The sequence below is a fragment of the Pedobacter sp. MC2016-24 genome (genome assembly GCF_015223055.1).
Lineage (GTDB): Bacteria > Bacteroidota > Bacteroidia > Sphingobacteriales > Sphingobacteriaceae > Pedobacter.
Map to the genome: position 1 here is coordinate 60,279 of NZ_JADFBX010000011.1, position 19,857 is coordinate 80,135.

Consider the following 19,857-nt stretch of genomic DNA (forward strand, 5'->3'; position numbering starts at 1 on the left):
ATTATAAATGTAACATTAATTCGCCAACCATAAAGTCAGCAGCAACACGCAAACCTTCTTCAGTACTCAACAAGTCGGTACAGACCACCAGATCTGCAGCAACAGGAGTTTCAAAAACATCGTTCAAGCCAGTAAGGTTATAAATTTTATCCGGATGACCATCCGGGAGCAATGCTTTTTGATAAAGCCCTTTGGTATCTCTGTTGATCAGCACGCCTATATCACATTTTATCCAAACCAGCTTGGCATTACATGTCAACCTGAGCATTTCCCGCCCCTCCAGATAGGGATTGATCACTGCAATCAAGATAAAGTCAAACTCCTCACGCAGAGATATTGCATACCTACCCAATCTGCTTACATTTTCGATCCGGTCTGCCCTGCTAAAACCCAGGTCCTTACATAGCGTCTGCCTGTACACGTCTCCGTCAATAATTTTCACCCGATATCCTTTGCCCTGCAATTCATCAGACAAAGCATTGGCCAGCGTTGTTTTTCCTGCTCCCGAGAGGCCACAAAATTGAAAGATCAGTCCCATAAAAGTTAAAAAGCGTTAATGAATTGCTGATAAGCACCCTGGCAGGCTTTTGAAGAAAGATCTGGCAGCTCCGGCTCGGTTTCAAAATCAAGACCAACTGATTTGCTGTGAAATTTTAACCGTTCATACATTTTTTCTTCCAGTTCAATTCCTGTAAATTCAGCAAAAGATTCCAGCATTTCCCTGCCCCCTTTGCTGTAATCAAAAAAACGGTTAAATCTGCAATCGAGCGCTAAAATAACCTGTAATTCCTGGTAGTAATGTTTCAACACATCAGAGCCAAAAGAACTGAAGTCCCCTTTAAATTCAGGTAATTTACCCATTTTCAGCAGCAATGGATTCACCATACCAGGGATCATGTGAATACCCCTTATTTTTGCATGGGAAGCCAAAATTTCACCCGGTCGACGGGTTAAAAAGAAAAAAGGAACTTCGGGGAACCAGGCCCGAAGCACTGTATAAAAATGAATGTGCCAGCTGTCGAGCTTAACAATATAAGTCGACTCCCGTCCTGTCCGGATTTGTCCCATCCAACTTAGTGCAGCTTTAAACCAATCTTCACGCTGTGCATTGTCAATACTGGGATCATGCTCCGTACATCTTAAAATTTCATCCAGCAAAGGTGCCTCCGCAATGCTGATACAGGATTCGGATTCCGCAAATGCCTGACTTAATAAAGTAGACCCGCATCTTGAAACGTGAAAAACAAATGCACTGGGATGGAGCGCTGTGACGTGATCCGTCACAGCCTCCAGCAATGCCGGACCGCTGCAACTCTCAAATCTGGACACTCTTTTTTGTATCGACCTGCAATAGTTTATCGTATCGTCAAAAAAGGGCTCAGTGATTCTTTTTCCACCAAGGTGTAGCCATTTTAATAACCAGCCCTCCCGGTTCTTTTCTAAACGAAACGGAATCCAATTGGCTAAAGGGGATAATTTGTTCATAAGGCTATACCTGATACTTCTAAAGTAGTGATTTTAGTTAATTCTACACCATACCGCAGATCGTTCAAGCAAAAAAAACACTTAAAACACTAAAATTCAACACCATAAACTTTAAACTCAGCAGAAATTTTCGTAACTTAATGATTCAGAATAAAACAATCAGAATCCTGATGTGCGCAGTGTAGTCATAGGGATCTGGTTCGGCCTGAGTCCACGGTGAGTCCACAGTGAGTCCACGGTGAGTCCACGTTTTTTCAGGAAATACGTGGACTCACGCTGGATTAAGAATGCTCAGACGGTGTATTCATTCCGAACCATTCCCCTACTTTGACAAAAGCACATGGGTTTCTTAAAACTTAAAAAAAATGGCAAAATTTGATGGAAAACATGTAAGGGGAGTTATCGGCAATTCAGTTGTCAAAACAGGGCCTAACGGCCAGATCATACAATCCAAACCGGAGAATGTCCGGCAAACTGTAAACACTAAAAAATCGGCCAGGTTATTTGGCCAGGCGAGTACGCTTTCCAAATACATACGGACAAACCTTCGGCAAACTTATGATGAGAACGGCGACATGGGTATGATCAACCGGTTAACCACCTTAAACCGCGTACTGCTGGCACAATGCCTGCAAGCAGAAACACAAACATTCATTTTTACAGCCGATAGTTTCAGTAAACTGGCAGGTTTTGAATTCAATACCCGATCGCCACTGGCCAACAGTTTATGGGTGGAACCAGAAATGAGCCTGCTCAACAACATGTTGCAGATCCGTTTACCGGCCATAGCAATCCCGCAGCAACTCAAATTCCCGGTAAATGCAAATCTATGCGACCTGGAACTGGAGGTGGCCATTTTTTCTTTACAGCCCTGCTACGGTAAAACGCCCTACCGGGCTACCATAGAAATTGCTAAAAATCAAACAGCTGTACCTGCACAGTCCTGGGAACTGGAACTTCCTGAAGGTTGCCTTGCTGTTGCCGCCATAGGATTGAAATATTTCTCGCTATACAAGAACATCAAAAAGCCTTTAAATTCGGAGAAGTTTCATCCTGCAGGAATTATTGATGCGATTTTCAAACCTGGACACTTCAACATACCACAACCAATAAAATCGGCCAACCGTGTCCAAGGTTCCGGATGGTCGGAGCTTGACAACCTTCAACTTTAAATTTATGCTATTAAATATGTACTTTTGTATGCAGTAAAACCGCTTAAAATATTCATCTTAACAGGTGACAAAAATTATATAGATCAATGAAGCAATATTTAGACCTGATGCAGCATGTGCTGGATGAGGGGGCACAAAAGCATGACCGTACCGGTACCGGAACCATCAGCGTTTTCGGTTACCAGATGCGTTTTAACCTGCAGGAAGGCTTTCCAATGGTGACCACCAAGAAGTTACACCTGAAATCGATCATCCATGAACTGATCTGGTTTTTGAGTGGGGACACCAATATCAAATACCTGAAAGACAATGGCGTAAAAATATGGGACGAATGGGCAGATGCGGATGGCAACCTGGGTCCGGTTTACGGATCGCAATGGCGCTCCTGGCCAAAGCCTGATGGCGGGCACATCGACCAGATCAGCCAGATCATTGAAACCATCAAAAAGAATCCGGATTCACGAAGGATCATCGTCTCTGCATGGAATGTAGCTGAAATTGAAAATATGGCTTTACCGCCATGCCATGCCTTCTTCCAGTTTTATGTAGCTGACGGAAAACTGAGCTGCCAGCTGTACCAGCGCAGTGCCGATATCTTTTTAGGCGTACCCTTTAACATTGCTTCGTATGCCCTGCTGACCATGATGGTGGCCCAGGTTTGCGGATTGCAATACGGCGATTTTATCCATACCCTTGGCGATGCCCATTTGTACAACAACCACATTGAACAGGCCAGGTTGCAATTGAGCAGGGATGCCAGGCCTTTACCGGTTATGGAAATCAACCCGGAGGTTAAAAACATCTTCGACTTCAAATTTGAAGATTTTACGTTGAAGAATTATGAACCGCATCCGCATATTAAAGGAGCTGTAGCTGTATGATCGTATCTGCCGTTGTCGCCATCGCAGAAAACTATGCGATCGGCAAAAACAATGAATTGCTCTGGTATTTACCAGCCGATTTGAAACATTTTAAAGCGGTGACTTCTGGCCATACGGTAATTATGGGTCGCAAGACCTATGAATCTATCGGTAAGCCACTCCCCAACCGACGTAATGTTGTCGTTACCCGCAAAAAAGACCTGCTGATTCCGGGAGTTGAAATCACCAATGGTATTGATGAAGCTTTGCTACTTTGCAGTGGTGAGCCTGAAGTCTTTATTATAGGGGGTGCCGAAATCTATAAATCGGCCCTGGAACGCACAGACCGCATTTACCTGACTACGGTTCATGACAGTTTTGAGGCGGATGCGTATTTTCCGGAAATTGACCGGGACCAATGGCGGGAGACGGAAATTGAAAAACATTTGCCCGATGAAAAAAACAAGCTGGCTTATACGTTTTCAACGCTTTTGCGTAAATAGTTGAGCCTCTATAATAAAAAATCAATAAGGTGGTCTATTAATTAAAAAAATAATTAGATTTGCCGACTTGTTAAAAAAATATATAGCATATATAGACTAATAATTACAAAACAAATGCAGGGTAAAGGTTTTATTAAATTTATGGCAATACTATTAGGTATTGTCTGTGTGTATTCTCTCTCATTCAACTTTGTTACCTCAAAGGTTGAAAAAGACGCAAAAGCTTATGCTAAAGGGGATGTAGCTAAAGAAAAGGCTTATTTAGATTCGATGGCTACCGTGCCGGTTTATCCGTTGTTTGGATTTAATTATCAGTTCTGTAAAACTAAAGAGATCAATTTAGGTTTGGACCTTAAAGGTGGTATGAACGTAACGATGGAAATATCGTTAGGTGAATTGGTTAAATCTTTAGCTAACAATACCGATGACGTTAATTTTAACAAAGCATTGGCAACGGCACAGCAACAGTTAAATGCTGGTGGTAAAGACTACGTAAGCTTATTTGTTAACGAATTTGAGAAACTTTCTCCAAACGTTAAGCTTGCTGATTTCTTCTCCAACCAGGATAATGCTAAAGAGCTGAAGCCTAATGCGAGCAATTCTGAAGTAAAAACGTATTTGTCTAAACAGGCAACCAGCGCAATTGATCGTTCATTCTTTATCATCAGAAGCCGTATTGACGGTTTTGGTGTGGTGAGCCCGAACATGCAAAAACAAGAAGGTACCAACAGGATCCTGATTGAGATGCCAGGTGTGCAGGACAAAGAACGTATCCATAAATTATTACAAGGTTCTGCTGAACTACAGTTCTGGCAAGTGTACCAAAATGATGAGGTTTATCCGATTTTGGAAAGCATCAACAAAACACTGGCTTTAACGTTAAAAGATACAGCTGCTGTAGCAGGTGTTGCTAACGATACGACAGCTAAGTCTGGCAGTAAACTGGCTGGTCTGGCTAAAAAGACAGATACTAAAGATACTGCTGCTGTAAAAAGCGAAGCCGCAAAATCTAATCCTTTATTTGCAGTATTACAGCCACCTACTTACCAGGCTGAAAACGGTCAGCAAGCTTTGCGCCCGGGACCAGTTGTAGGTTATGTGGTTCAAAAAGATACCGCTAAAGTAAATTCATTTTTCAAAAGAGCAGAGGTTAAAGCCATCATTCCACAGAGCTATAAATTCATGTGGAGCTCTAAACCAGCTGATCTGGGTACAACCAATACTGCTAAAGTTTTTGAACTTTATGCAATTAAAGTAACTTCATTTGATGGCAAACCAGATTTAGGTGGTGAGGCGATCAGCGATGCCCGTCATGATTTTGACCAGAAAGGCAGACCGGAAGTAACCATGTCTATGACTGGTGAAGGTGCTGCAAAATGGAAAAAAATCACTGCTGAAGCTTCTGCTGATCCAAACAATAAAAAAGCAATTGCCATTGTATTGGACAATACCGTTTACTCTGCCCCTACTGTTCAAAACGAAATTCCTAATGGTAGTTCTTCGATCACTGGTAACTTCACCATCAACGACACACAAGATTTAGCAAACATTCTGAAAGCTGGTAAATTACCTGCTCCTGCAAGAATCGTTGGTGAGTTTGTGGTTGGTCCATCATTGGGTCAGGCTGCAATTCACGATGGTCTGTTGTCGTTTGTATTGGCATTCGTAGTGATCCTGATCTTCATGGCCCTGTATTACAACAAAGCGGGTTGGGTAGCTAACCTGGCGTTGGTGATCAACTTGTTCTTCATCATGGGTATCCTGGTTTCACTGGGTGCTGTATTAACCTTGCCTGGTATCGCTGGTATCGTATTGGTAATCGGTTTATCGGTTGATGCGAACATCCTGATCTTTGAACGTGTAAGGGAAGAACTGAACCATGGTAAATCAACTCCGGTTGCAATTAAAGAAGGTTTTAAACACGCCATGTCTTCAATCATAGACAGTAACGTTACGGTATTGGTATTGGGTGTGATCCTGTACGTATTTGGTAGCGGTCCTGTTCAGGGTTTTGCAACTACACTTTGTATCGGTATCTTATCTTCATTATTCTGTGCGGTATTGATCTCACGTTTGGTGTTCGATACTTTATTAGACAAAAAAGCAAACATCACTTTCGGTAATAAATACACCATTCACGCCTTCAAAAACATTGCCTTCAACTTTGTTGGTCACCGTAAATTGTATTACATGATTTCTACGGCAATCATTGTTTTAGGTATTGGTTTCTATATCAAACATGGTGGTTTAAACTTAGGTATCGACTTTAAAGGTGGTAGAACGTATATCGTTCACTTTGATAAAGGTATGCAGACTGAAGATGTGAGAGCAACTTTAACCGATGTATTCCCTGAGTCTGAAACCATTGTTAAAACTGCAGGTGCAGATAATGAATTAAAAATTACCACAACTTTCCACATTGCAGATGTAGATACGCAGGCGGATAAATTGGTGGAAGATGCTTTACACAAAGGTTTAACTAAAACTGGTGTAAAATATACCATTGAAAGTAATGAAAAAGTAGGTCCGATCATTGCGAGTGACATTTTGTACAGTGCTTACGGTGCAATCCTGTTCTCTTGCCTGGTGATGTTTATCTATATCGTAGTGAGGTTTAAAAAATTAAACTACGGTTTAGGTGCGGTAATCGCCTTGTTCCACGACGTATTATTGGTACTTTCATTCTATACGATCTTAGACGGTGTACTTCCATTCTCTTTAGAGATTGGTCAGGATTTCATCGCGGCGATTTTAACGGTAATGGGTTATACCATGACTGAAACGGTGGTTGTATTTGACAGGATCCGTGAGAAACTGGCCGAGTCTGGTAAAGAAGACCTGCATGGAAAAGAAAGAGAAACTTTGATCAACTTTGCGTTGAACAGTACATTGAGTCGTACCATCCTGACTTCATTAACCGTATTCTTCGTATTGTTGGTGATCTTCATCTTTGGTGGTGCAAGTATCCGCGGATTTATCTTTGCCTTGTTAATTGGTCGTATCATCGGTACATATTCATCATTATGTATCTCTACTCCAATTGTACTTGACTTGGGTGAAGCTAAAGTAAAAGACAAAAAAACAGCGTAATTCAAGAATTACATTGATCTGATAAATAAAGGCATCCTTTTTGGGATGCCTTTTGTTGTTATAAGTAGTTTTACATATTGTTAGATACTTATTGAACCCAAAGATTATGGATCAACATTTCCCTAAAGGTACCCAACCCAGAATTGTCATTATAGGTGGTGGATTTGGTGGCATTGAGCTGGCAAAAAAACTACGCAACCAGGCTGTAGATGTATTGATGGTAGATAAACACAATTACCATACTTTCCAGCCTTTACTTTACCAGGTGGCTACCGGTGGTTTGGAAGCAGACTCCATTGCCTTCCCTTTAAGAAAGATCTTCAAAGGTCAGAAAAACCTGACTTTCAGGGTTACAGAAGTAAAGAAAGTACTGGCAGCACAAAATGTAATTGAAACTACGATCGGTACGATTGAATACGATTACCTGGTACTTGCTACCGGATCAACCAGCAACTTTTTTGGTCAGACAGAAATTGAAGGCAATGCCATGCCGATGAAGTCGATCCCCGAAGCACTTAACCTCAGAAGTTTAATTTTACAAAATCTGGAAGCGGCACAGATTGCAGAAGATGCGCAGCAACGGGCAGAATTGTTGAATTTTGTGGTGGTTGGTGGTGGCCCCACAGGTGTTGAAACTGCGGGAGCTTTAGCAGAACTGAAAAAACACGTATTGAAAAGCGATTATCCTGACCTGGAGATTAATGATGTCAACATTTACCTGGTAGAAGGTTCTCCGGCATTGCTGGCAGCCATGTCATCACAGGCACAGCAAAAAGCCGCGGATTTTTTACATGAACTGGGTGTAACCATTATGAAAAATACGCGTGTATTGGGTTACGATGGTAAGGTACTTACTTTAGGAGATGAACAAAAGATCCCCTCCTCTACCGTCATCTGGTCGGCCGGCGTTAAAGGTGTAGTTATTGAGGGCTTAAATACAGAACATGTGGTGCGGGGCAACCGCTTAAAAGTAAACGAGATTAACCTGGTAGACGGCTATCAGAATATTTACGCCATTGGCGATGTGGCTGCCATGATTACCGAAGAATTTCCAAACGGGCACCCCGGTGTTGCACCTGCGGCCATCCAACAGGGAAAACTTTTGGCCAAAAACCTGCTCCGTATCATCGCGAAACAGCCTACGGAAAACTTCAAATATTTCGATAAAGGTGCGATGGCTACTGTAGGCCGCAACAGGGCGGTGGTAGACTTGCACAAAATTAGATTTCAGGGTGTATTTGCGTGGTTTACCTGGATGTTTGTACATTTGATGACTTTAGTTGGTTTCAGAAACAAGCTGGTGGTATTTGTGAACTGGGTATGGAGCTATTTTAGCTACGACCGGGGCACGCGTTTAATCATCCGGCCTTTTCACCGATCTAAAGACGTAAAACAAACAGCAGTACCCAATGAAAGCGGAACAAGCCATTAAACTGATTGAATGCCCAAGGGATGCCATGCAAGGCATTCACGATTTTATACCGACGGAGCTGAAAGCTGCTTACCTCAACCTCCTGTTACAGGTTGGCTTCGACACCATTGATTTTGGCAGTTTCGTATCGCCGAAGGCCATTCCGCAATTGCGGGATACGGCAGAAGTGCTTTCATTACTGGATCTGGACAATGCCAGATCTAAATTGCTGGCTATTGTAGCCAATTTAAGGGGTGCTGAGGCGGCTGTAGCCCATCCGGAGATCAGTTACCTCGGTTTTCCTTTTTCGATCTCAGAAACCTTTCAACAGCGCAATACGAACTCCAGCATAGCACAGTCCATGGAAACAGTAAAAAGCATGCTGGAATTGTGTGATCAGCACGATAAAGAAGCAGTGATCTATCTGTCCATGGGTTTTGGAAACCCATATGGAGATGTATGGAATGTTGAAATTGTGGAACAATGGGCGGATGCGCTGGTTCATCAGGGTGCCCGGATACTTGCTTTATCAGATACCACTGGCATGTCCAATCCTGAAAGCATAAAAGAAATTGTTCCGCCCCTGCTCAGTCGCTTTGAAGGGCATCCTCATCAGGTTGAAATTGGTCTCCATCTCCACAGCAGGCCTGACACCCGGTTTGAAAAGATCAATGCAGCTTACGAAAGCGGATGCAGACGATTTGACAGTGCCATAAAGGGCCTTGGCGGTTGCCCTATGGCGGCTGATGATTTAACGGGTAACATGGCCACAGAGGGCCTGATCGGCTACCTGGAGCACAAAGATGAACACCTGGGACTGGATATGAATAAATTCAGGGAAGCCATGCAGTTTTCCTCAAAGGTATTCCAATAAAGTATTTTAGCTTTGTTTTACCATTTTAAAATGCTGGATACCGGCTTCTTCAAACTGGTCACCTTCGGCCATAAAGCCAAATCTGGAATACAGACGCATGGCATCAAGTTGTGCATTGAGGTAAATGTAATGCGCATCTGCGGGCAAATCAGCTAAGGCTGCTGCCACCAGGGCCTGTCCGATCCTTTTACCTCTGAACTCTTTAAGTACGGCAAAGCGTTCCAGTTTGTAACCTTTATCGGTTTTACGCCAGCGGCAGGCGCCGCAGGGCTCCCCGTTCAGCTCTGCCAGGAAGTGAATGGATTCTTCTTCATTTTCCCATTCCAGTTCCGGCGGACAATGCTGTTCATCCACAAAAACAATTTTCCGGATTGCAAATGCCTTTTCCAGATCGTCCTGATTCCTTACTTTATTTACCTGAAGTGTTGTTTCCATAGGTTTCATGCAACAAAAAAAGCGCCACAAGATCAATCTTGCAGCGCTTTTTATATTTTATATCCGGATATTACAATTTATCGCTGGCGTTTCTGCAGTTTAGATCTTCAAAAGCCTGGGTTAAGCGTTTCACAAATTGTTCTTCGCCTTTACGTAACCATACGCGTGGATCATAATATTTCTTGTTTGGTTTATCTTCTCCGTCCGGATTACCGATCTGGCCCTGAAGATAAGCTTCATTCGCTTTATAATAATCCAGGATACCTTCCCAGAATGCCCATTGCATATCGGTATCGATATTCATTTTGATGGCACCATAAGAAATCGCCTCACGGATCTCTTCCTGAGAAGAACCAGAACCACCGTGGAATACGAAGTTGATTGGTTTTTCGGCAGTCAGGTTAAATTTCTCTTTGATAAAGTCCTGCGAGTTTTTCAAAATTACCGGTTGCAATTTTACGTTACCTGGTTTGTATACACCATGTACGTTACCAAATGCGGCAGCAACTGTAAATTTATCGCTCACTTTACTCAATTCTTCATAAGCATAAGCTACTTCAGAAGGTTGTGTATACAATTTAGAACTGTCCACATCACTATTGTCTACACCATCTTCTTCACCACCGGTTACACCCAATTCAATTTCAATGGTCATGCCCATTTTAGCCATACGGGCTAAATATTTGGCAGAGATCTCCATGTTTTCTTCGATTGGCTCCTCAGAAAGGTCAAGCATGTGTGAAGAGAACAAAGGTTTGCCGTGTTCAGCAAAGAATTTCTCACCGTGATCCAATAATCCGTCGATCCATGGCAATAATTTTTTAGCAGCATGGTCGGTATGTAAAACTACTGCAACGCCGTAATGTTCGGCCAGCAGATGCACGTGCTTGGCTGCAGAAACTGCGCCCAATACGCAAGCATTTAAGTTATCGTTATTTAATGTTTTACCTGCGTAGAACTGAGCACCACCGTTAGACAGCTGGATCATCACTGGTGAATTCACCGCTTTTGCAGTTTCCATAACTGCATTGATGGTATTGGTACCTGTAACATTCACCGCTGGCAATGCGAACTGATGTTTTTTAGCCTGTTCAAATAATTCCTGAACAGCATCTCCGTAAATTACGCCTTTATAGCCTTTTAAACTCATTATGATTGGTTTTAGATACGCCGAAGTTAGGAAAAATATAGATTTGGCCAAATTAAAGTTATGCAAACTAGCGCAACGTGTTCTAATTTTTTTTCGTTTCTTTGTACTCGCATTTTTCAAGAAATAACATGGCTTGGTTTAAGAGAGAAAAAAAAGGCATTAGTACGCTAACAGAAGAAAAAAAAGAAGCTCCAGATGGCTTATGGAATAAATGTCCGAATTGTAAGAAGGCATTACACTCCGCCGATCAGGTAGAAAATAAATACGTTTGCCAATATTGTGACTATCATTTAAGGGTTGGCTCGAAAGAGTATTTTGAGGTCCTGTTTGACGACAATAAGTTTACTGAACTTTTCCCTAACCTGACTTCAGGTGATCCGTTGAAATTTACAGACAGCAAACCTTATACGGAGCGTTTGGTAGAGAGCATGGCTAAAACCGGCTTAAAAGACGCCATCAGAGCAGGTGTAGGTAAAATTGAAGGTGAAGACCTGGTGATTGCCTGTATGGACTTTAATTTCATTGGCGGATCAATGGGTTCGGTAGTTGGTGAAAAGATTGCCCGCTCTATTGATTATAGCATTAAACATAAAATCCCATTCCTGATGATTTCCAAATCTGGCGGTGCCCGGATGATGGAAGCTGCATTTTCATTGATGCAGATGGCCAAAACATCAGCCAAACTGGCTTTATTGAGCCAGGCTAAAATTCCATATATTTCTTTGCTGACAGATCCGACTACGGGTGGTGTAACGGCTTCTTATGCCATGCTGGGCGACATTAACATCTCTGAGCCGGGCTCATTGATCGGTTTTGCTGGTCCGAGGGTAATTAAAGAAACGATTAAAAAGGATTTGCCTAAGGGCTTCCAGACTGCAGAATTTGTTTTGGAGCACGGCTTCCTTGACTTTATTGTAGACCGCAGGGCGATGAAGGCTAAACTGGCTTCATTCCTTAAAATGATGAAGAACTAAATGATAAAGGCCTGCGATGAGCAGGCCTTTATCATGTTAAACCACTACATTCTTTTCAACAATATCTTTTACTTTCTCTACTACGTAATCCAATTCTGCTTTGGTATTGTATTTACTGAAGGAGAAACGGATGGAAGGACGGTTTGGATCTGCGCCGATACCGGTAAGCACATGCGAACCAATGTTTGAGCCGGAAGAACAGGCACTGCCACCAGATGCTGAAACGCCATTGATGTCGAGGTTGAACAACAACATATCTGCCATGTCCATCTCCGGGAAAGACACATTCAGTACGGTATACAAACTTTTATCGGCATCGGTTTCCCCGTTAAAAGAAATCCCGGGTATTTCTGCCACAAGTTTTTCCTTCATATAGGTTTTCAATTCCTGAATGTGGTTCTGGTGCTGTTCCATTTCTGCGTAGGCAATTTCCAAAGCCTTCGCCAAACCAACAATACCATATACGTTTTCAGTACCGCCACGCATGTTTCTTTCCTGCGCGCCACCAAAAATCATCGGACTGATCTTGATGTTGTGGTTCACAAATAAGAAACCGACCCCTTTTGGCCCATGCAATTTATGTGCAGCACATACAATGAAATGCGCTTTGAGTTTACGTACATCGTGTACATAATGGCCCATCGTTTGTACGGTATCGCAATGGTAAATGGCATCATAGGTTTCGCAAAGATCACCCACCCTTTCCAGATCTGTCAAGGTACCAAGTTCGTTATTGGCATGCATTAAGGAAACAAATGAACGTTCATTGTTTTTCAGCAGTTCTTCCAGATGATCGTAATCTACATTGCCTTTGCTGTCTATATTCACAAAACTGAGCTTATCAATTACCCCTTGCTTTAAGAGCATATTTAAGGTATGCTCTACTGCATGGTGCTCTATTTTAGAGGTAATGGCATGTTTGATGTTATAGGCCGCAATACCGCAGCGAATGGCAGTATTGTCGGCCTCTGTACCTCCAGAGGTGAAAAACACCTCTGCCGGGGTAGCATTGAGCAATCCGGCAACTGTTTTTCTTGCTTTTTCAATCAGCGTACGAACCTCGCGACCCTGCGCGTGAATTGAAGATGGATTTCCGTAATAATTGCTCATTACGTTTACCATCTCCGCCATCACGTCTTGATCTAAAGGCGTGGTGGCGGCATTATCCAGATAAACCCGTTCCATGTTAATAAGTTAGTTAGTTTTTTTAAGTCAGTTTTAATATTTCTTTGATGTCAGAAATGATCTTGGAAGCCAGATTTTCAGCTGCAGTTTCTGTACCTGCTTCGCTGTAAATGCGGATGATCGGTTCTGTATTTGACCGGCGCAAATGTACCCAGGACTGGTCGAATTCGATTTTCAGTCCATCAATGGTACTGTTGGGCTGGTTTTTATACCTGTCCTGTACCTTGATCAGCAGGGCATCGATGTCCATTTCCGGGGTAAGTGTAATTTTATTTTTAGAAATGTGATACTCGGGATAACTGCGGCGCAGGATCGAGATCGACTTTCCGTATTTGGCCAGGTGGGTTAAAAACAAAGCGATTCCAACCAATGCATCACGGCCGTAATGTAATTCAGGGTAAATGATCCCGCCATTACCTTCGCCTCCAATCACTGCATTTGTAGCTTTCATTTGATTCACTACATTCACCTCGCCTACTGCAGAAGCATTGTATACAGCACCTGCCTGTTCAGTCACATCGCGCAATGCACGGGTTGAGGACAAATTGGACACCGTATTTCCAGTTGTATTTTTCAGGATATAATCGGCTACAGCCACCAGGGTATATTCTTCACCAAACATTTCTCCGTCTTCGCAAACGAAGCATAGGCGGTCAACATCCGGATCAACAACAATTCCAAGATCTGCCTGCTTGCTCTGTACCACTTTAGCAATTTCAGTCAGGTTTTCCGGAAGCGGTTCCGGGTTATGTGGAAAATGGCCATCAGGCTCACAATACAATTCATATACGGTTTCTACACCCAATGCTCTTAATAAAGCCGGAACGAAAATACCACCGGTAGAATTTACACAGTCGATCGCTATTTTAAAGTTCGCCTTTTTAATGGCTTCAACATCTACCAGCGGTAAGGCCAGGATGATGTCAATGTGTTTTTGTAAGTAAGTATCGTTGCTGATTACTTTACCCAGACTATCCACATCAGCAAATTCAAACTCCGCACGCTCTGCAATATCCAGCACTTCTTTTCCATCTGCATCGCTGATAAATTCGCCTTTCTCGTTCAGTAATTTTAAGGCATTCCATTGTTTTGGATTGTGGCTGGCTGTTAAAATGATACCACCACCGGCATTTTCCATCGGAACTGCAATTTCAACAGTTGGCGTGGTTGATAAACCAAGGTCGATCACTTCAATGCCAAGTCCCTGCAGAGTACCAATGACCAGGTTATTCACCATTTCACCAGAAATGCGCGCATCACGGCCCAGTACAATCTTTTTCAGGTTTGTTTTGTTAACTACCCACGAACCGTAGGCTGCAGTAAATTTTACAATGTCAATAGGCGTTAAACCATTGCCGGCAATGCCGCCTATGGTGCCTCTAATTCCGGAGATCGATTTTATAAGTGTCAAGTTGCTGAGTTTTTTCTTTTTTCAAAATTAAGAAAAATCGGCGAATGCTTTAGCTTAACTTATACGCATTATGTCATTTGATGGGCAGATTTTTCACACACAAACTAAATAATCCTGTCGGTTGCATGGCAAATAACTATATTTGTCTTTTTCTAAACATCAAAATACCGGCTTTATGCAGCGCAAATGGTTTCAATATTGGTTCAATTCTCCTTATTACCATATTTTATACAGTCAACGTAATGATGCTGAAGCAGAGTTCTTAATCGATAATTTATCGGCTTATTTAAAACCTGCGGCGCATTCCAAAATACTGGATATTGCCTGTGGCCGTGGCCGTCATTCCATTTACCTGAATAAGAAGGGATACGATGTAACCGGGATTGACCTGTCTGAGCAAAGTATCAAATTTGCGCAGCAATTTGAGCAAAAACACCTGCATTTTTATGTACATGACATGCGGAAGCTGTGTTATATCAATTACTTTGACATTGCGATGAACCTGTTTACCAGTTTTGGCTATTTTGATACGGAAAAGGATCATGTAAATGCTTTAAAATCATTCCGCAAAAGCATTAAAGACGATGGTACGGTAGTCATTGACTATTTCAATACAGAGAAAATCCTGAAGAACCTGACGCATAAGGAGACGAAAGTGGTCGATGGCATAGAGTTTCATCTGAATAAATTTGTGTCGGAGGGTAAGATCATCAAGCACATTAATTTTGAGCACCGGGACAAAAGCTTCGCATTTGAAGAGCGTGTCCAGGCTTTTAGCCGCGCTGATTTTGAACGGATGCTGGAGAAAAGCGGTTTGCGGATCGAGGCTATGTTTGGCAGTTACGGACTGGAGCCATTTGACGAGATCAAATCTGACCGGCTAATTTTAATCTGCAAAAAAGTATGATCGAAAGCTTACAGCAATTTGATGTTGAACTCTTTCTAAAAATACATAGAGGGCTGTCTAATCCGTTTTTTGACTGGCTGCTGCCATTGATGCGGAATCGTTTTTTCTGGTCGCCGTTATACCTTTTTATCTTCGTTTTCTGTTTCGTAGAATACAAGAAAAAAGGCGGGTATATCATCGGCATGTTGCTGGTCACTTTTGCCATGGGCGATTTGATCGCGTCGAGGGTGATCAAGCCCCTGGTTGCACGTCTCAGGCCTTGTAACGAACCAACACTGATCCATGACATCATACACCGGGTACCTTGCGGAAGTGGCTATAGTTTTCCATCAGCACATGCCACCAACCATTTTGCCATTGCTGTTTTTCTGATCTTCGTTTTTTACGATAAATGGAAGCCTGTTTTACCCCTTGGTCTGTTCTGGGCATTCATCATTTCATTTTCTCAAATTTATGTAGGGGTCCACTACCCTATTGACACCATGGTGGGTGCCGTACTGGGCACGACAATTGGCTTGATCACTGCCAGGATATATAAAACACTTCAACCGCAATTATAATGGAAATCTGGAAATTGCTCATTTTATTCTTTAGCGCTTTTTTAGGTGGTTCGGCCATCTTTCTGGTTAAAAGTGATAAATCACAGCTCTTAAAATTAATTTTATCTTTTAGCGGGGCATATTTATTTGCCATCACCGTATTGCACCTGATTCCGGATGCGTACAGCGGTACAGACAGCCGTGAAATTGGCATTTATATCCTGATTGGTTTCCTGTTGCAGATTTTTCTGGAGCAATTTTCTGAAGGTGTGGAACACGGGCATATCCATAAGCACGACGACAAGCATTTGTTTCCTTATGGAATTATGATCAGTTTATGTCTGCATGCTTTTTTAGAAGGCATGCCTTTGGCCAAAGATCAGCACAACGCTTTAATTTTCGGGATTTCCTTACACCACATTCCAGCCGCCTTTGCACTGGCCAGTATCCTGCTTCAGAGTCATTTTAAACGCAGCAGCATTTTGTTTTATATTGGCGTATTTGCCATTATGGCGCCATTGGGTTTTTGCGTGAGTTATGGCATCAGCAATGGCAGCATTGGTGGTGTAGAAGCTTATTTCAACAAAATGATGGGTATCGTGATCGGTATATTCTTACACATCTCTACCACGATTTTGTTTGAATCCGGTGTAGATCATAAAGTGAGCAAGCGTAAAATGATTGCGGTAATTGCCGGTGTTGCCATTGCCTTAATTGGTTATTATACTTCCGGACACAGCCATGAAGTGCATGTGCATTAGCCACGCATTTTATCAAGCAGCTCATTCAATTGCCCGGCTTCTTCTTCAGTGAGGTTAGCCGATACCATGGCCGATAAGTCTAACTCCTGGTCCATTTGATCCAGCAATTCCAATCCTTTGCTGCTGATGATGATGTCTACTGCACGCTTATCCGCAGGGTTTATTTTTTTGATGACCAGGCCTTTTTGAACCAGGCGATCCACAATACGTGAGGCATCACACATTTTATCCAGCATCCTTGATTTCAACAGGTTAATGGTAGCTGGTACAGGATGTTGTCCCCTTAAAATTCTTAATATATTAAATTGTTGATTGGTAATATCATAGGGTGCAAGGATTTGTTTGATTTGTTCATTGCACCAGCCCGAGCTAAACACCACATTGACCACAGCTTGCTGAAATACACTTTCGAAGCCTGAGATTTTAATTTCTTTTTGCAACTGCATCATCCATTCTCTTTGTTATCGTCCTTATCTGTATCCCCTGGCTTTTTTCGTCCATAACCCCAGGGACAGTGTTTACATTTATTTTTACAGCAGGAACCCCGTTTCAGATGGTACTCCCTGGTAAAAACCATGAATCCATCTTCGTTGAAATAGTAGTCTACGCCTTCTTCCATCAGCTTAGCAATTTAACGACCAAACTTTTTTCGAAATGATTTTTCAGCTGCAGTCCGTCGCCATGATTGGTCCAGACCTGGCTGGGATTTACATTTTTTACCGTAAGCAAAATGTCATTCCAGTCGGCATGATCGGATACATACAACTGGATTTCATTGTTATTTTGCAGGTGTTTCCATCCCGTAGCAAAGATCCGGATTACATTAATGGCCTTAAAATAACTTCTGTAGACCATTGGCGGCACCATATAGATCATATTGGCGGGGTTATTCTTCATGACTTTACGATCGTAAACCTCGTACCTGCCCATATTGATTCCCATTTGCTCATAGATTTTAACGAAAGGAACCATACTGTGGTGCAGCAATATCCTTTTTTCAGTACAATGTGCATTGATCAGCGCAATTAAACGCTGACATTTACCCAAAGCATAAGCCCCCAGCATGATATTGGTTTGCGTGGTATTGAGCTTTAAGATCTCGGTTTCTGCATCTGGGTGTTGTGTAGCAGGATCGGCAAAGGTTGTCTCTGTAATCAGGACATCGGCCTGTGCAAATTCAATCGGTTCGCAGGTATCGTCAGGTTGCAACTTATAATCTCCCGTATACAGGTATTTTACGCCCGCATACTCCATTAAAACCTGCGCAGAGCCGAGGATATGTCCGGCAGAGATGAAAGTGATCTTAACGCCATTTAAATTGAAAGTTTCATGATAGGTTTTCAGGAAAAACTCCCCACCGGCAAATTTCCGGTAGCGGTGTTTCATGAACAAGGCGGTAGCTTCGGTACAATATACGTTTAAGTTGCCTCCAATGGCATGATCGCCATGGGCATGAGAAATTACGGCATGTTTAACAGGCTCTTTTGGGTCGAGGTAAAAATCACCGTAGCTGCAAAACAGTCCGGTTTTGTTCAGTATTATAAAGTCGTCTAATATCATATGGTTGTGTTTAGAAATTGCTGATGCAATTTCAGAACCTGCGCGATTAAGGAATCGGTTTCGTTGTTGTAGATGAGGTGATCTGCCATTTTCATTTTTTGCTCGTCGGAAAGTTGTTTATCCATCCGGGCCCTGACTTGTGCTTCAGAGACACCATCACGCGCCATTACGCGCTGTAAGCGCGTTTCTATTGGTGCAATGACCAATACGGTCTGGTCACACATTTTATAGGAATCGCTTTCAAATAAAAGCGCAGCCTCTTTGAGGGTATAGGGAACGGTATCAGGTACCTGTTGAATCCAGGAATCAAAGGCCCTGAAAACAGCGGGATGTACCAGACCATTCAATTTCTCCAGTTCTAAGGCATTGTTGAATACAATGCCAGCGATGTGTTTGTTGTTGAGTGTACCATCGGCCAAATAGCTATCCTCACCGAAGGCTTGTTTTACACCAGCAACCAGGATTGGATCGGTCACCATAATCTGTTTGGCTACGGTATCGGCGTAAAAGACCGGAATACCAAGTGTTTCAAATATTCTGCAGACCGTAGTTTTACCACTACCGATGCCTCCTGTAATTCCTATCTTAAGCATTACTTTTCTATTATAAAATCGATTTTTGCGGGAATGATGCTCAGCAGTTTGCAATATTCCGGAAAGCGGGTCATTTTAACATTGAGCTGGCCGTGGTTGCGTATTTTCCAATCGTCCAGGTCCACTACGGCTTCCATGAAATCTTCGTTAACGGTTTTGTATTTGGAAAGGGCTACCATAAAGTTGATTTTAACTTTTTTGGGATAAAGCCTGATGTTGTAGTAGGCACTGTTGTTGATGACTTTAACCGGAATTTCCAGTTCTTTTTCGGTAAACTCATCAACGGGTATTTTCACTTCTACGCTGGCCGGAAAAATGGTTACGTTTTTGAGTTTGCTCTGGGTCATGGCCAGCACAGTTTTGGTTGTCCGCTGCACATTTTCCAATTTTAAGGAATCTGTGTCCCAGTTTTGAAACTTTTTCAATTCCTGCTCCGGGCCGGAAATGGTGACGTATTCTGGCGTAATTTCAACCGGATTAGAAATGCCATATTGTTTGATGAAACTGATGTCGGACACCAATTGAACGGGAACCCGTTTCACGGTTTTTTCCGAGAAGTCGAAATATAAGGTGTCTGGCCGCACCGATATGATTTTCTGAGAGGTTTCAAGCTGCCTGTTCACGTTAAACAGTTGTTCAGAAAAGAGGATGAAGTTGCGGTTGTTTAATTTTTCCAGACTGATGGCGATGGACTGGGGATTGATCCTGAGCCTGGCAAAAAGCAGCTGCCAGCCAGAGCCTTCTACCTGTAAATCAACAGTATCGGACTGCAAAGGATGAAAAGCTTTCTTTTGTGGAATGTTATTGTATTTTAAAACCGTTTTGGCTGTATATACATACTTATTGTCGAGGGCCATAAACAGCCATGCCGCAATTGCAACGAGCAAGCAGGTCAGTATCACCAGGAATCGCTTCCGCTCTATTTTAGTGAGTTTAATAAACGGCAT

General features: G+C 42.5%; 21 protein-coding genes. 10 read left to right on the plus strand and 11 right to left on the minus strand.

The genetic code is table 11. The features are described 5' to 3' along the window. Nucleotide 1: 1 nt before the first annotated feature. Nucleotides 2–538, minus strand: coding sequence for an adenylyl-sulfate kinase (locus IM797_RS20820; protein ID WP_194129123.1), 537 nt, complete (start codon nt 536–538; stop codon nt 2–4). 5 nt (nt 539–543) lie between these two features. Next, nucleotides 544–1,485, minus strand: a complete 942-nt coding sequence (locus IM797_RS20825) for a hypothetical protein (RefSeq protein WP_194129124.1) — start codon at nt 1,483–1,485, stop codon at nt 544–546. A 365-nt stretch (nt 1,486–1,850) separates the two neighbouring features. On the opposite strand from IM797_RS20825, the gene IM797_RS20830 reads away from it, so the two are divergent. From IM797_RS20830 to IM797_RS20855, 6 genes are all read left to right on the plus strand, one after another. Further along, nucleotides 1,851–2,657: a hypothetical protein gene (locus IM797_RS20830; protein ID WP_194129125.1), complete on the plus strand. Its 807-nt coding sequence runs from the start codon at nt 1,851–1,853 to the stop codon at nt 2,655–2,657. Nucleotides 2,658–2,743: 86 nt separating this feature from the next. Then, nucleotides 2,744–3,538 carry a thymidylate synthase gene (locus IM797_RS20835; protein WP_194129126.1) on the plus strand — a complete coding sequence of 265 codons (795 nt, stop codon included), beginning with the start codon at nt 2,744–2,746 and terminating at the stop codon, nt 3,536–3,538. After that, the gene (locus tag IM797_RS20840; RefSeq protein ID WP_194129127.1) at nt 3,535–4,020 is read left to right on the plus strand and encodes a dihydrofolate reductase; all 486 of its coding nucleotides are present in this window, start codon (nt 3,535–3,537) and stop codon (nt 4,018–4,020) included. The genes IM797_RS20835 and IM797_RS20840 overlap by 4 nt, the downstream gene beginning before the upstream one ends. 114 nt (nt 4,021–4,134) lie before the next feature. Next, nucleotides 4,135–7,110 carry a protein translocase subunit SecDF gene (gene secDF, locus IM797_RS20845; RefSeq protein ID WP_194129128.1) on the plus strand — a complete coding sequence of 992 codons (2,976 nt, stop codon included), beginning with the start codon at nt 4,135–4,137 and terminating at the stop codon, nt 7,108–7,110. A gap of 106 nt (nt 7,111–7,216) precedes the next feature. Beyond that, entirely contained in the window at nt 7,217–8,542 is a 1,326-nt protein-coding gene (locus IM797_RS20850) for an NAD(P)/FAD-dependent oxidoreductase (protein WP_194129129.1), read from the plus strand. Continuing rightward, complete coding sequence (locus IM797_RS20855) at nt 8,520–9,395, plus strand: hydroxymethylglutaryl-CoA lyase (protein ID WP_194129130.1); 876 nt, start codon at nt 8,520–8,522, stop codon at nt 9,393–9,395. Before IM797_RS20850 ends, IM797_RS20855 begins: the two co-directional genes overlap by 23 nt. Before the next feature lie 6 nt (nt 9,396–9,401). Here the strand turns inward: IM797_RS20855 and IM797_RS20860 are convergent, their stop codons facing one another. Together IM797_RS20860 and fbaA are read right to left on the minus strand one after the other, a co-directional pair. Then, nucleotides 9,402–9,830, minus strand: coding sequence for a GNAT family N-acetyltransferase (locus tag IM797_RS20860; RefSeq protein ID WP_194129131.1), 429 nt, complete (start codon nt 9,828–9,830; stop codon nt 9,402–9,404). 70 nt (nt 9,831–9,900) lie between these two features. Further along, nucleotides 9,901–10,980: a class II fructose-bisphosphate aldolase gene (gene fbaA / locus IM797_RS20865; RefSeq protein ID WP_194129132.1), complete on the minus strand. Its 1,080-nt coding sequence runs from the start codon at nt 10,978–10,980 to the stop codon at nt 9,901–9,903. A gap of 128 nt (nt 10,981–11,108) precedes the next feature. On the opposite strand from fbaA, the gene accD reads away from it, so the two are divergent. Beyond that, nucleotides 11,109–11,954 (plus strand): acetyl-CoA carboxylase, carboxyltransferase subunit beta, encoded by an 846-nt coding sequence (gene accD / locus IM797_RS20870; RefSeq protein WP_194129133.1) that lies wholly within the window; start codon nt 11,109–11,111, stop codon nt 11,952–11,954. Between the two features lie 36 nt (nt 11,955–11,990). Here accD and IM797_RS20875 read toward each other — a convergent pair whose 3' ends face one another. Together IM797_RS20875 and glmM are read right to left on the minus strand one after the other, a co-directional pair. Beyond that, entirely contained in the window at nt 11,991–13,139 is a 1,149-nt protein-coding gene (locus IM797_RS20875) for a cysteine desulfurase family protein (RefSeq protein ID WP_194129134.1), read from the minus strand. A 22-nt stretch (nt 13,140–13,161) separates the two neighbouring features. Continuing rightward, nucleotides 13,162–14,550, minus strand: coding sequence for a phosphoglucosamine mutase (glmM, locus tag IM797_RS20880; protein WP_194129135.1), 1,389 nt, complete (start codon nt 14,548–14,550; stop codon nt 13,162–13,164). A 175-nt stretch (nt 14,551–14,725) separates the two neighbouring features. Between glmM and IM797_RS20885 the strand changes: the two genes are divergently transcribed. From IM797_RS20885 to IM797_RS20895, 3 genes are read left to right on the plus strand one after another with little or no spacing between them, the layout of a single operon-like run. Further along, on the plus strand, nt 14,726–15,457 hold the full coding sequence (locus IM797_RS20885) for a bifunctional 2-polyprenyl-6-hydroxyphenol methylase/3-demethylubiquinol 3-O-methyltransferase UbiG (protein ID WP_194129136.1): 732 nt from the start codon (nt 14,726–14,728) through the stop codon (nt 15,455–15,457). Continuing rightward, on the plus strand, nt 15,454–16,017 hold the full coding sequence (locus IM797_RS20890) for a phosphatase PAP2 family protein (protein ID WP_194129137.1): 564 nt from the start codon (nt 15,454–15,456) through the stop codon (nt 16,015–16,017). Before IM797_RS20885 ends, IM797_RS20890 begins: the two co-directional genes overlap by 4 nt. Beyond that, nucleotides 16,017–16,757: a ZIP family metal transporter gene (locus IM797_RS20895; RefSeq protein WP_194129138.1), complete on the plus strand. Its 741-nt coding sequence runs from the start codon at nt 16,017–16,019 to the stop codon at nt 16,755–16,757. The genes IM797_RS20890 and IM797_RS20895 overlap by 1 nt, the downstream gene beginning before the upstream one ends. On the opposite strand, the gene IM797_RS20900 is transcribed toward IM797_RS20895, so the two are convergent. From IM797_RS20900 to IM797_RS20920, 5 genes are read right to left on the minus strand one after another with little or no spacing between them, the layout of a single operon-like run. Further along, entirely contained in the window at nt 16,754–17,206 is a 453-nt protein-coding gene (locus tag IM797_RS20900) for a MarR family winged helix-turn-helix transcriptional regulator (RefSeq protein ID WP_370583106.1), read from the minus strand. The two genes, IM797_RS20895 and IM797_RS20900, sit on opposite strands and share 4 nt — an antisense overlap. Then, nucleotides 17,203–17,376, minus strand: a complete 174-nt coding sequence (locus IM797_RS20905) for a DUF5522 domain-containing protein (RefSeq protein WP_194129139.1) — start codon at nt 17,374–17,376, stop codon at nt 17,203–17,205. The genes IM797_RS20900 and IM797_RS20905 overlap by 4 nt, the downstream gene beginning before the upstream one ends. After that, nucleotides 17,376–18,317, minus strand: a complete 942-nt coding sequence (locus tag IM797_RS20910; protein ID WP_194129140.1) for an MBL fold metallo-hydrolase — start codon at nt 18,315–18,317, stop codon at nt 17,376–17,378. The genes IM797_RS20905 and IM797_RS20910 overlap by 1 nt, the downstream gene beginning before the upstream one ends. After that, nucleotides 18,314–18,910 (minus strand): dephospho-CoA kinase, encoded by a 597-nt coding sequence (gene coaE, locus IM797_RS20915; protein WP_194129141.1) that lies wholly within the window; start codon nt 18,908–18,910, stop codon nt 18,314–18,316. Before coaE ends, IM797_RS20910 begins: the two co-directional genes overlap by 4 nt. Further along, nucleotides 18,910–19,857 carry a YbbR-like domain-containing protein gene (locus IM797_RS20920; RefSeq protein WP_194129142.1) on the minus strand — a complete coding sequence of 316 codons (948 nt, stop codon included), beginning with the start codon at nt 19,855–19,857 and terminating at the stop codon, nt 18,910–18,912. The genes coaE and IM797_RS20920 overlap by 1 nt, the downstream gene beginning before the upstream one ends.

What these genes read in the sequence shown, in the direction of transcription:
- IM797_RS20820 (WP_194129123.1), bottom strand. Translation starts at nt 538, where the DNA reads ATGGGACTGATCTTTCAATTTTGTGGCCTCTCGGGAGCAGGAAAAACA.
- IM797_RS20825 (WP_194129124.1), bottom strand. Translation starts at nt 1,485, where the DNA reads ATGAACAAATTATCCCCTTTAGCCAATTGGATTCCGTTTCGTTTAGAA.
- IM797_RS20830 (WP_194129125.1), top strand. Translation starts at nt 1,851, where the DNA reads ATGGCAAAATTTGATGGAAAACATGTAAGGGGAGTTATCGGCAATTCA.
- IM797_RS20835 (WP_194129126.1), top strand. Translation starts at nt 2,744, where the DNA reads ATGAAGCAATATTTAGACCTGATGCAGCATGTGCTGGATGAGGGGGCA.
- IM797_RS20840 (WP_194129127.1), top strand. Translation starts at nt 3,535, where the DNA reads ATGATCGTATCTGCCGTTGTCGCCATCGCAGAAAACTATGCGATCGGC.
- secDF (WP_194129128.1), top strand. Translation starts at nt 4,135, where the DNA reads ATGCAGGGTAAAGGTTTTATTAAATTTATGGCAATACTATTAGGTATT.
- IM797_RS20850 (WP_194129129.1), top strand. Translation starts at nt 7,217, where the DNA reads ATGGATCAACATTTCCCTAAAGGTACCCAACCCAGAATTGTCATTATA.
- IM797_RS20855 (WP_194129130.1), top strand. Translation starts at nt 8,520, where the DNA reads ATGAAAGCGGAACAAGCCATTAAACTGATTGAATGCCCAAGGGATGCC.
- IM797_RS20860 (WP_194129131.1), bottom strand. Translation starts at nt 9,830, where the DNA reads ATGGAAACAACACTTCAGGTAAATAAAGTAAGGAATCAGGACGATCTG.
- fbaA (WP_194129132.1), bottom strand. Translation starts at nt 10,980, where the DNA reads ATGAGTTTAAAAGGCTATAAAGGCGTAATTTACGGAGATGCTGTTCAG.
- accD (WP_194129133.1), top strand. Translation starts at nt 11,109, where the DNA reads ATGGCTTGGTTTAAGAGAGAAAAAAAAGGCATTAGTACGCTAACAGAA.
- IM797_RS20875 (WP_194129134.1), bottom strand. Translation starts at nt 13,139, where the DNA reads ATGGAACGGGTTTATCTGGATAATGCCGCCACCACGCCTTTAGATCAA.
- IM797_RS20885 (WP_194129136.1), top strand. Translation starts at nt 14,726, where the DNA reads ATGCAGCGCAAATGGTTTCAATATTGGTTCAATTCTCCTTATTACCAT.
- IM797_RS20890 (WP_194129137.1), top strand. Translation starts at nt 15,454, where the DNA reads ATGATCGAAAGCTTACAGCAATTTGATGTTGAACTCTTTCTAAAAATA.
- IM797_RS20895 (WP_194129138.1), top strand. Translation starts at nt 16,017, where the DNA reads ATGGAAATCTGGAAATTGCTCATTTTATTCTTTAGCGCTTTTTTAGGT.
- IM797_RS20900 (WP_370583106.1), bottom strand. Translation starts at nt 17,206, where the DNA reads ATGATGCAGTTGCAAAAAGAAATTAAAATCTCAGGCTTCGAAAGTGTA.
- IM797_RS20905 (WP_194129139.1), bottom strand. Translation starts at nt 17,376, where the DNA reads ATGGAAGAAGGCGTAGACTACTATTTCAACGAAGATGGATTCATGGTT.
- IM797_RS20910 (WP_194129140.1), bottom strand. Translation starts at nt 18,317, where the DNA reads ATGATATTAGACGACTTTATAATACTGAACAAAACCGGACTGTTTTGC.
- coaE (WP_194129141.1), bottom strand. Translation starts at nt 18,910, where the DNA reads ATGCTTAAGATAGGAATTACAGGAGGCATCGGTAGTGGTAAAACTACG.
- IM797_RS20920 (WP_194129142.1), bottom strand. Translation starts at nt 19,857, where the DNA reads ATGCCGTTTATTAAACTCACTAAAATAGAGCGGAAGCGATTCCTGGTG.